Annotated in this window: 7 protein-coding genes; 2 read left to right on the forward strand and 5 right to left on the reverse strand. The window is 38.3% G+C overall.

The window, feature by feature from the left end:
- Positions 1 to 98: 98 nt before the first annotated feature.
- Complete coding sequence (locus ACFO3N_RS16595) at positions 99 to 2,282, reverse strand: hypothetical protein (protein ID WP_379799535.1); 2,184 nt, start codon at positions 2,280 to 2,282, stop codon at positions 99 to 101.
- Positions 2,283 to 2,351: 69 nt separating this feature from the next.
- On the reverse strand, positions 2,352 to 2,567 hold the full coding sequence (locus ACFO3N_RS16600) for a hypothetical protein (RefSeq protein ID WP_379799537.1): 216 nt from the start codon (positions 2,565 to 2,567) through the stop codon (positions 2,352 to 2,354).
- A gap of 220 nt (positions 2,568 to 2,787) precedes the next feature.
- On the opposite strand from ACFO3N_RS16600, the gene ACFO3N_RS16605 reads away from it, so the two are divergent.
- The gene (locus tag ACFO3N_RS16605; protein ID WP_379799539.1) at positions 2,788 to 3,402 is read left to right on the forward strand and encodes a YciE/YciF ferroxidase family protein; all 615 of its coding nucleotides are present in this window, start codon (positions 2,788 to 2,790) and stop codon (positions 3,400 to 3,402) included.
- Between the two features lie 346 nt (positions 3,403 to 3,748).
- On the opposite strand, the gene ACFO3N_RS16610 is transcribed toward ACFO3N_RS16605, so the two are convergent.
- From ACFO3N_RS16610 to ACFO3N_RS16620, 3 genes are all read right to left on the reverse strand, one after another.
- Positions 3,749 to 3,982 (reverse strand): hypothetical protein, encoded by a 234-nt coding sequence (locus tag ACFO3N_RS16610; protein WP_379799541.1) that lies wholly within the window; start codon positions 3,980 to 3,982, stop codon positions 3,749 to 3,751.
- A gap of 51 nt (positions 3,983 to 4,033) precedes the next feature.
- The gene (gene xth, locus ACFO3N_RS16615) at positions 4,034 to 4,810 is read right to left on the reverse strand and encodes an exodeoxyribonuclease III (RefSeq protein WP_379799543.1); all 777 of its coding nucleotides are present in this window, start codon (positions 4,808 to 4,810) and stop codon (positions 4,034 to 4,036) included.
- 343 nt (positions 4,811 to 5,153) lie between these two features.
- Complete coding sequence (locus tag ACFO3N_RS16620) at positions 5,154 to 5,633, reverse strand: hypothetical protein (RefSeq protein ID WP_379799545.1); 480 nt, start codon at positions 5,631 to 5,633, stop codon at positions 5,154 to 5,156.
- A gap of 1,619 nt (positions 5,634 to 7,252) precedes the next feature.
- On the opposite strand from ACFO3N_RS16620, the gene ACFO3N_RS16625 reads away from it, so the two are divergent.
- The gene (locus ACFO3N_RS16625) at positions 7,253 to 9,271 is read left to right on the forward strand and encodes an alkyl/aryl-sulfatase (RefSeq protein ID WP_379799547.1); all 2,019 of its coding nucleotides are present in this window, start codon (positions 7,253 to 7,255) and stop codon (positions 9,269 to 9,271) included.
- Positions 9,272 to 10,147 lie beyond the last annotated feature (876 nt).

Raw genomic sequence — 10,147 nt, forward strand, 5'->3', positions numbered from 1 at the left:
CGCATATTAAAAAAAAAACCGTATTTGCGATCATCCTTTCCTGTAGATCTTTATGTTCATTTTCCACATTCTGAGCCTTTAAACTGCAGGATCAAGAATTACCACTGAATTTTTATGGTACCCCGACCTGAAATTTTATACTCGTGTATATTCGCATCTGCTGTAAAAGGTTTTTGTGTTTGCTTATCCTGAAAGACCTCCATTTTAATGCTGCTGTTTTTAATTTTTATAATTTTCAAATTGCAGTTCAAGTCTTTATCACCATCTAATTTTATGGTGACTGTATTTCCCCTTTTACTTTGGTGAATAATGGGATAATCAACAAAAAGCAGAAACTCACCGCCAATTTTGATGTACTGTCTTGGCACGACACCAAAGGCCATTCCGGCGCCATAGACTTCCTGGCCTACTTGGCCGCTTTTCTCCCAGCCGTTATATAAATCTTCTAAAGGAACCCACAAATCTGCCTGTATTTCTCCTGTTTTGACTTGTTCCGACAGCATTTCTTTTGGCAGCAGCGGGGGATAATAAAAGGCAATTCTGCCGATAGCGTATTTGACGAATTCGGCAATCAATGTTTTTACAGCTGGTAAAATTGCCACATCTCGTGCCTGAATCAGATATTCTGATAAAGCGGCATAGACTTCCAATTCTTCATAGGCAGCCGTATATGGCGCATCATTTAAAGGAAATATGGAGAAGAAATTGGTGTAATTTTTGCCAAACCCGTATCTGCAGTCATAAAGCTGAATGTTTTTAAACAATCCCGCCAGACAGACATAACTTAAATCGAGATATAGCTTTTTATTGGTGATTTTGAACAATTCCAATAAAGCGCCGGCTGCAAAAGCAGTATTATTGGCCTGATATAGAATGTTCAATCCAAGGTCTTCCAGTTTCTTTGCTGCTTTTTCTGCTTCATTCAGGTAGCATTTTTCCTTGGTTATCTTAAAAAGCAGCAGCATCAAGTGCGCGTATGCACCAGGAACATCCCTTTCTCCGCCGGCTCCGGGAGCCGTTTCTTTTTTGATGACCTCAAGGGTTTCCATATTATAAAATACCGGCCACTCATAATTAAAATGATGTGCCGTCTTTATAACATATTCGATTGAATCCAGCACCAGTTTCTCTGCAGTTTTGTCGCCCTGTAAAGCAAGTCTTGCCAGATTCATCAATGGATGGTGCAGATACCAGGAATCCATCACCATTTCTTTTTTCTGCTCTTCTGATTCGTCCAGCTTGTCGGTCATTGAGGGAAGCCAGCGGTTAATGCAGTTTATTTTTTTATCATAGAATGCAGAAAGCCCCTTTATTAGATCTTCGCAGACAGGCTGTTTTTCCCCGCTCCATTTTTCATATTCTTTCAATGGAGCCAGTACTGCAAGCTGTACCATGCTTTCTGGCGGCGTTTCATAATCGCATAAATAGGCATTTAAATACGAAAGGCCATCTTTTTGCGTCCATGCACCTTTATTTTGGGTTAGATCTGCTATAACTTTTTGGGCAATATCAGGCCAGTGATTATATTCAATTATGGGCTGATGCAGGACTTTATAAATTTTTACGAGATTGTTTAAAAAGTACTCACAAATTGTGGCTGCTTCTTCAAATATCTCAGCATGAAAAATAATATAAGCATCTGAAATGATGAAAGCCCTGTCCGGCGGCAGAGGAAGCTTATCAGTTATTGGAAGCTGAAAACCGATTTCTGGCCAGTTTCCCCCGACTGTATTTTTGGATTCTGTTTTCGTGGATTCACAGTAGTCGGATAAGGAGGTAAGGTTTTGAAAATAAAAAAATGAGCCTGTCTGCGGTTTTGTTATGCTTGAAAACAGCAGTCCTGAACGGGATCCGAATTGTTCCATGTGAATTTTGCCGGCAGTATTGGCTATATTTCCATTCTGTGTCAGCGGAATTATATCACGCGGCCAAAACGGCATCATCAGCGGAACGTTTGCTGTAAAAGAGGTCGTATAATGTAAGACTGGAGTTACTGTATCGGGAAAATCCACACGCACTTCGTAATTCCCAAGCCTTGAATTCAACAAAATAATAACGCTGTCCTGATCATCAAAAAGATTGGAAACTTCAAAACAGCTGTTCATGGCAAACGCAGCCCTGAAGGCTATCTGCCCGCTGCCAGGAAGAACCGCCACAATCCAAAGCGAATCGCCCGTGTTGTAAAATTGATAGGTGTAGGCAAGAACTTTTCTTTCTAAAAGTATTTCACTATTTTCAATATCTGCGTGTGCAGTTGCGCTCCAAGGTGTAATTGTATTCATTATGATCATTTTTAATTTATACAAAAGCCAGTTGATAATTTATGGACGATGTGGCTGCAATTCCACAGCCTATATGGGATTAGGCTTTTGCTCAAGAGTATTACACTCTTTGCTGCTTTTCCCAGCCAGAGCGGAAGCAAATAAATGAATAAGCCGTATTTTTGTAAAGATTCCTCTGTCATCAGATTGATTTACAGCAAATTTCTGCAAAATGCCGCCATTTTTTCTTATATAATTTATACAAGTTTTTATAGATTTTCCGCACTGCATGAAAAAGTTAATCATATTATAGCCGTTTTTTCTAAACAGTTTGCCAAGGCAGTGAATAAAAATTCGTGAGCAGCATTTCATGCGCTCACATGCGGTAACGCATAAAAGTTATGCGCTTCATCATCGCAATTTCCTGCATTTCAATATTTAAATGCTGTAAGAATTGGTTGGAAAGCTGTAAGGCATCGTTGGCACGCTCATTGTAAATTTGGCTTATTAACTAAAAAAAATAATTATGAAAACTGCAATAAAAAAAACAGCTGACTCAAAAAGCAAAACCGGAGCCGCATCGGCTAAATCCACCGCCGCTAAGACGTCTTCAAAAGGAACTGTAAAAGCCAAATCTTCTGCTGCAGAAGGCCTCAGAGAATTATTTGTGGATTCTCTGAAAGATATTTACTGGGCTGAAAAGGCGCTGGTTAAAGCACTTCCTAAAATGGCCAAAAATGCGACTTCTGAAAATCTGATCAGCGCTATCAATGAGCATCTATTGGTAACTCAGGAGCAGGTTGCAAGACTTGAAAAAGTTTTTACATCGGTAGGCGAGAAGGCGGCGGCTAAAAAGTGCGACGCCATGGAAGGACTTATCAAAGAGGGAGAAAGCATTATGGAGGAAACTGAAAAAGGACCCGTAAGAGATGCCGGAATTATTGCCGCATCACAAAAAATTGAGCATTACGAAATTGCGAGCTACGGCACGCTGGCTGCCTTTGCTGCAACGCTGGGAGAGGATGATGCGGTGCTGCTGCTGGAGAAAACCTTGTCTGAAGAAAAACAGGCGGATGTGACACTGACGGAAGCTGCTTATAATACGATCAACTTCGATGCTAAAGAAGAAGATCAAAAATAATTTCAAATTGCAATTCCAAGATTAGATTTGCTTTTTTAAGGAACCTGTACCGTTTTCTTATGGTGCAGGTTTTTTTTTTTTAGGCCTTTGCGTAAAAGTAGTCCGTGTCGACGCTAATTTTGCCATTTTTGCCGTCATGGCGGCTGGTAAGCCTGTTGCCCAATCAGTTGGGATCCAGCGAATACAAGGGATAAGAATTTAAATGATGCAATCTGCCGCTGCTCTGTATTTTCTGTATGGATCCGCCACGCCAGTGCCTGCAATAATTGCATTTTCAATGGATAGGCTGGATGGGGCCACGAGTTGTTTTCACGTAATAAATAGAGCAGCCAATAACCGGGAGCTGCTAGTCAATGCCTTTTATTTTGGATCGGGCAAATTCATCCAGCATATCCTGGGTAGAACGTTCCGCATCCCTTGCGATCAGGGGAGATTCCAAAAGATAATTATCCACGTAATCCAAAACTGTTTTTTCGGTCTGGTCCAGCCTTTTGATATCATCAGGCTCTGTGGAAGCGTTATATGCACATTCCATGTGCGCTTTCAGATCTTTTTCGAACTGCTTTATTAAATCTTCCATAGGATTTGTTTCTTATGGTAAAAGGTTACTTTTTAGTTTCAGTAATCTCTCTTACAGAGGATCAATTTCAATCCATACCGGAGCGTGGTCACTGGTTTTTTCCCATCCGCGCACGTGGCGGTCCACCGAGGCTGATTTCAGTTTTTTAGCTACTTGAGGGCTCAAGAGGAAATGGTCGATCCGAAGCCCTGCATTGCGGGTGTAGGCATTTCTGAAATAGTCCCAGAAGGTGTAGATGACCTCATCGGGATATAAGCTGCGGATGGCATCAGTCCATCCCTGTGCGGCAAGCTCAGCAAATGATTTTCGGACCTCGGGCAGGAAAAGCGCATCTTTTACCCAGCGTTCGGGCTTATAAACATCAAGCTCTGCGGGCATCACATTGAAATCTCCCGCAAGTATGACCGGGGTGTTTAAACTCAACAGTATAGCGGCCCGCTTGGCCAGCCTCTTAAACCACAGCATTTTATATTCGAGTTTAGGGCCAGGCGCCGGATTGCCGTTGGGCAGGTAAAGACAGGCAATTACAATGCCGCCTATCAGCACTTCTATATACCTGCTCTGGCTGTCGTCCTCATCTCCTGGAAGCGTTCGTGTTATTTCCTCAATTTCCATGTTACGTGCCAGTATGGCCACGCCATTCCATTGCTTCTGCCCGTGCCAGACGGCATTGTAGCCTGCATCATTAATGGCTTTTAGCGGGAATTTGCCCTGCGGTGCCTTGAGCTCCTGCAGGCAAACAACATCGGGAGCTGTTTCCTCCAGCCAACGGAGAAGGACATTAAGCCTCCCATTAACCCCGTTTACATTATAAGTAGCTATTTTCATGTAGTTTGCGTATTGATTGGGATGCATTTAAAAAAGATGCTTTTCGCGATAGCGGGCGCTTTTATCTATGTATGTATGTTTACGGGTCAGCTTAAAAGTCATTGACTGCCACAACTATATAATGCGCATATTTTGATGCAGCATTTTATTTAGTATGTAATATAAATTTTTAAGGCATTTGCTTTTGAATTCAAATTACAGGATGAAATTTCTTCAAGAAGAAAATGGGCAGGTGCGCTTGCCTGTCATTGGAGGAGGCGGCTTAACGCGGTTGTGCGAATTATTGCACCGCGGTAAAGCGGATTATTCCCAGGACTGCATAAAAAAAAACGTTATCAAGGTTTTAAAATTTTCGCTGCGAAGGTTTGTTCCTGCCGGGCGCGCCATTACCTGTTGCATTTCTGATGATTTCGTCTTCTTTAAGCTCTTCATTTCCAAGCTGCCCGATTTCGAATTCCCTGTTTATGGGATTATCAAGATCAGGCTCAATTGTTTGAAAGGCGCCGTTTTCACGCTCCTTGTTTCCAGCAGTGCCAATGTCAGTTTCAAAACCTTCAGAGGGATCATTTTCTATAAGATCCTCTTCAATGTCCTTCTCGGTAATGTCTTTGGATTCACTGTCCGATTCGTTGTCAAGATTCTCTGAATCATAAGGGTTGCTGATCTCACTGGTGCTCAGATCATCTGCGTCAGCCGGTTCAGTATTGTCTGCAATGGGATTCGCTGAAGAGAGGGAAGCTTTCTGCAGCTGCTTGCCTGGGTCTGTATTTTGAAAATTCTTGTCATCCTGACCGTAATTTTCATGTTTATCTGCCTTCATCATTTTATATTTTTAAATTGACTTTTCAATGTCGTTTTCAATAAGCGACCGTTCACCAGTTGTTCCGCGGCTTTTTGTCGTTTTATTTCTCCTTTAACAAAAGTAAAGAGGATAGGCAGTTTTTTTTTTACAGAATAATGGATTCGATTTATAAAATAGCTATCACACAGACAGGCAGATAGATGCAGCATTGCAAAACAAAATGCTGCAGGCATTGTTATTCAAATGCAAGCTGATAAGCTGGGAAAGCTCTAAAGCCATTTTGGAGATCCGTACAATAATGTCCCTCGCTCTTTATTATTGCTTCACCAGGGGCTGCATTGTGTACTGTAATAAAAGGTCTGATAGTAGTTTTCACTCTTTTCATCTTAAATTAAAATTAAAATTAAATGATGCACTAGTGCTATAGAGTGTGAAAATAATAAATAGCACTGCAGGTTTTACATTGCTGATAATAAAGCAGATTTGGCAGAAATAGCTATAGTTAGTTAGTTAGTTAGTTAGTTAGTTAGTTAGTTAGTTAGTTAGTTAGTTAGTTAGTTAGTTAGTTAGTTAGTTAGTTAGTTAGTTAGTTAGCTTTGTGTTTATTTTATTTTTGTTTTGACCGGCGATTGTGGAGTTGCGAAAAGAGTGTGGTTGATTTTACTATCAGATGTATTTGATAGTTGTCAAATTGCGAATAATTTAATTTGATTTGTTTGGTGCTGGTTCGAGTCCTCTTGCCGCTAATAAGTAAAGGACTTATCTTTTTTAAAGATAGTTCGTTTATGTCTTTTCAACAAGAACAAAGTTTTACCATACAATAAGAAAATGATTCGCAAATCCTTTTAAGTGACCCTTACTGAACAATTTACAAACCATTTTATGAATGATTTAAAGAAATTGGCTTATTTTCAATTGAATTTGTAAGATAATTATTTTGCATTTTCATTTGTAAGCGGTTTGTATGTATTGTAAGGGTTAAACGTTAAAAAATGTTAAAACATGTTAATATTTAAATTTATTAAAATGTATAAGGTTTTAACTCCATTAATTGTTTTAGTTAAGCTAAGTATATGGTGGGCGTCCATTTGATTTCGTTTCATTTTCTACAACTTTGTTTCATTTTACAATTTGGAACATTAAACCGACCCTAATATTCTTGAGTTGGATAAACAAATTTTTATTTTAGCTAGCGTAGGAATTCTAACTTATTAATCGGTATTCTTATGTTAATGCTTAAGTTAATTTCTTAAAGCTTTTACCAAACAAGAGATGCAAACATTTTTGATATTTGACTTAAACTAAATAAGAGCCAAATTAACTATTATCTGAAATCAGATTTGGAAATTTTCATGATTTTTAGAAACGTTTAAAAATTTTGTGGAATGTCTCCATGAGAAACCTCACCCTTACTAATACCACAAACTTTTAAAGCAAAAATGAGAGAACAAGTTTTCTTTGAAGTATATAGAAAACTTTAAAGATAATTGCTAAAAAAAGAGGATAAAATTTCGAAATAGTGTTGCGTTTTTTACTATTCGGATTCAAAAAATAGTAAGCAATTAGATTTTTTTCTTGTTCTGAGAGATCTATTAGATAGTTAAAAAAAATGAATATTAACCATATAATGATAATAAAATATGAAAAGACTAATTTTAATGGCAGCAGCAAGTTTTACAATAACAGCTATTTGTCAAAATACTAAAAAAGGAAGTGAAAAGTATTTAACAGATGCCAATCAAAAAGAGGCATCCAAATTTACGAAAGAACTTAATGAGGCTGTATATAAGCAGTTAGCGTTTGATGATAAATCCGCTTTTAAGGATGTTGATAGAGGATTTATTGCCCCTTTAATTAACAATGGAGATATTAAAGACGTAATCAGTGCAACCAAGATGAACTTTATGCAAAATAAGGAAGCACCTGCTACGGTTAATCCTAGCTTATGGCGTCATGCCCAATTGGTAAATCGAGGTGGTTTGTACAAGGTAATTGACAATATTTATCAGGTGAGGGGGCAGGACTTGGTTAATCTTTCAATAATTGAGACTAACAATGGAATTATCCTATTTGATATTGAGTATTCCCCGGAGACTTTGGCAAAGTCAATCGAACTTTATGAAAAAAATCGAGGGAAACGACCGCTAAAAGCTGTTATCATTTCCCACAGCCATGCAGACCATTTTGGAGGAATTGACGGTATATTTAAAGCAGGACTTGCTACTCCCGAAGACTTTTCCAGTGGTCGCATTCCATTGATAGCACCTGAAAATTTTGTAGAGGAAGCTGTAAGCGAAAACGTAATGGCTGGTAATGTGATGGCTCGTAGAGCAGGTTATCAATATGGTAATATCCTTGAATCTGGGCCAAAAGGCAAGGTTACCGCTGCTCTTGGAGTAGTTTTGGCAGATGGAGCTTCTGGGCTTCCGATTCCTAATAAGCTGATTAAAAAGAATTGGGAAACTGTCGATATTGATGGGGTGAATTTTGAATTCTTTTTAACGCCCCATGCGGAGGCTCCAGCGGAAATGGTGTTTTTTATCAGAAAATGGAAAGCGCTGTCCATGGCCGAGGATCTTAACCATCTGCAACACAACATCTACACCTTGCGTGGTGCAAAATCAAGAGATGCAAACTTGTGGGCACATTACTTAGGCGAGGTTATTGCTCGATGGGGAGATGATGTGGAGGTAAACTTTGGACCACACACCTGGCCAGTTTGGGATAATAAAAATGTGATAGAATATATGAAAACTCAAAGAGATTTGTATCAATCTATTTATAATACAGTATTACGCTACGCCAATTATGGTTATGGTCCGGATGAAATTGCTGAAGAAGCAAAGTTACCCGATCCGGTATCGAATAGTTGGTATAATCGCCCATACTATGGTCATCTCAAAAATAACCTAAAGGCAACATATATTCTTAATCTTGGGTGGTTTGACGGAAATGCAGCCAAGCTTGCTACCTACCCTGATGATGCAAGAGGGAAGCGTTATGTAGAAGTAATGGGGGGAGAGAAAAAAGTGGTGGATGCTGCGTTTAAATCATTTAACCTAGGCGACTATCGCTTTACTATTGATTTGCTAAATAATATTGTCGCATACAATGGTGGCAATACAGAAGCAAATTATTTGATGGCTGATGCTTTGGAACAGCTTGGTTATCAGGAAGAAAATGCGCTTTATCGAAACCTTTATCTTTCTTGTGCTTATGAACTAAGGATTGGTGGGAATGTGCCGAATGATCTTAGTACAATTTCGCCTGAGGTTGTCGGGGCATTACCGCCAGAACTGCTTATTTCTTATTTGAGTATGGCAGTTGATCCAAAAAAGGCTTTAGCACTTGGCAATTTAAATATTAACCTTATAATAAAAGGAGAAGCCAAATTCGGTTTGGAATTGCATAATGGTGTGTTGAATAGTGTATCAGATTACCAAAGTAAAAATCCGATGGCGACACTTGAAATTTCCAAGAGTGATTTGCTTTCTCTTATGACTGGAAAAGTGGAGTTGGATAAGTTAATATCCGGTGGCAAAGCCACGATCGGTGGGAATGGAGAAATACTAAAGAAACTACGCACTATTTTTGACCTTAACATAAAAAACAATATGAATTTAGTGCTGCCATTGCAAGCGGAGAACAGAATTAAATAATTGTTGTGAAATTTGCTGCTGAGATAAAATTAAGATCGCTGCATCCAAGTATATCCTTTAGTCCGTTGATATTTGATGCTGGAAATATATTTTCGGCAAATTATTATAAAATAAGTTTTAATTTGAGGTTTTCCGTTAAATTAAGACCTACCATAATATAATAAAAATAGGTAACTATCCTTTGTGAAAGTATGTATTTTTTTTAAGATTTCCCTAAAAGAAAAAGCCTTTAAACAGTGATGTTTAAAGGCTTTTGGCTTTTAAATTTTCTTACTGACCAAGTTTACTTTCATTTTTTGATATGTGGGTTACAAGCTAGTAATGTTTAGAGCCTAAGCATTTAAATGGTTTTGTTGCGGTTTTAAGTTGGTGTTAAATCTAGATGCGCCGATACTGAACCTAAATTCAAAGCAGTTTTCCGTGAGCATAAATTATTTTTTAATATAATGATAATTAAATTTCTTTGAGCTTAATGTTTACAGAGTTCTAAGTAAGGTTTGTGTTTTGTAGAGTTAACTGTACAGGATTTAAAAACCGCTCAGATTTATTAGTTATAGTGGATTAAATTCTATCAAAAGGCAAAAAAAAACGCTAAAACTAATGTTTTAACGTTTCTTTAAGAGTGACAGGGACAGGACAAATTTCAACATCATTTTTGGATGATTTGAAGAGATTGGCTTTCTATATGTAATGTCTGTCTTTCATTGGCGTTAAAAAATTGGTTCGGATGTCCTGAGTAGGATTGATGCAAAAATTGTAAAAACTCAATTGATCCATCGCATTAAACTGATATATAAATTTACAAAATTTATGCAGGATTTTAAAAGATTGTTTAAGTTAAGGCAGGATTGTCTTTCTTTGGCTGTATGAATTATT

It is taken from the genome of Flavobacterium chungangensis, assembly GCF_042654045.1.
GTDB classification, from domain to species: domain Bacteria; phylum Bacteroidota; class Bacteroidia; order Flavobacteriales; family Flavobacteriaceae; genus Flavobacterium; species Flavobacterium chungangensis.

What these genes read in the sequence shown, in the direction of transcription:
- ACFO3N_RS16595 (WP_379799535.1), bottom strand. Translation starts at nt 2,282, where the DNA reads ATGAATACAATTACACCTTGGAGCGCAACTGCACACGCAGATATTGAA.
- ACFO3N_RS16600 (WP_379799537.1), bottom strand. Translation starts at nt 2,567, where the DNA reads ATGATTAACTTTTTCATGCAGTGCGGAAAATCTATAAAAACTTGTATA.
- ACFO3N_RS16605 (WP_379799539.1), top strand. Translation starts at nt 2,788, where the DNA reads ATGAAAACTGCAATAAAAAAAACAGCTGACTCAAAAAGCAAAACCGGA.
- ACFO3N_RS16610 (WP_379799541.1), bottom strand. Translation starts at nt 3,982, where the DNA reads ATGGAAGATTTAATAAAGCAGTTCGAAAAAGATCTGAAAGCGCACATG.
- xth (WP_379799543.1), bottom strand. Translation starts at nt 4,810, where the DNA reads ATGAAAATAGCTACTTATAATGTAAACGGGGTTAATGGGAGGCTTAAT.
- ACFO3N_RS16620 (WP_379799545.1), bottom strand. Translation starts at nt 5,633, where the DNA reads ATGATGAAGGCAGATAAACATGAAAATTACGGTCAGGATGACAAGAAT.
- ACFO3N_RS16625 (WP_379799547.1), top strand. Translation starts at nt 7,253, where the DNA reads ATGAAAAGACTAATTTTAATGGCAGCAGCAAGTTTTACAATAACAGCT.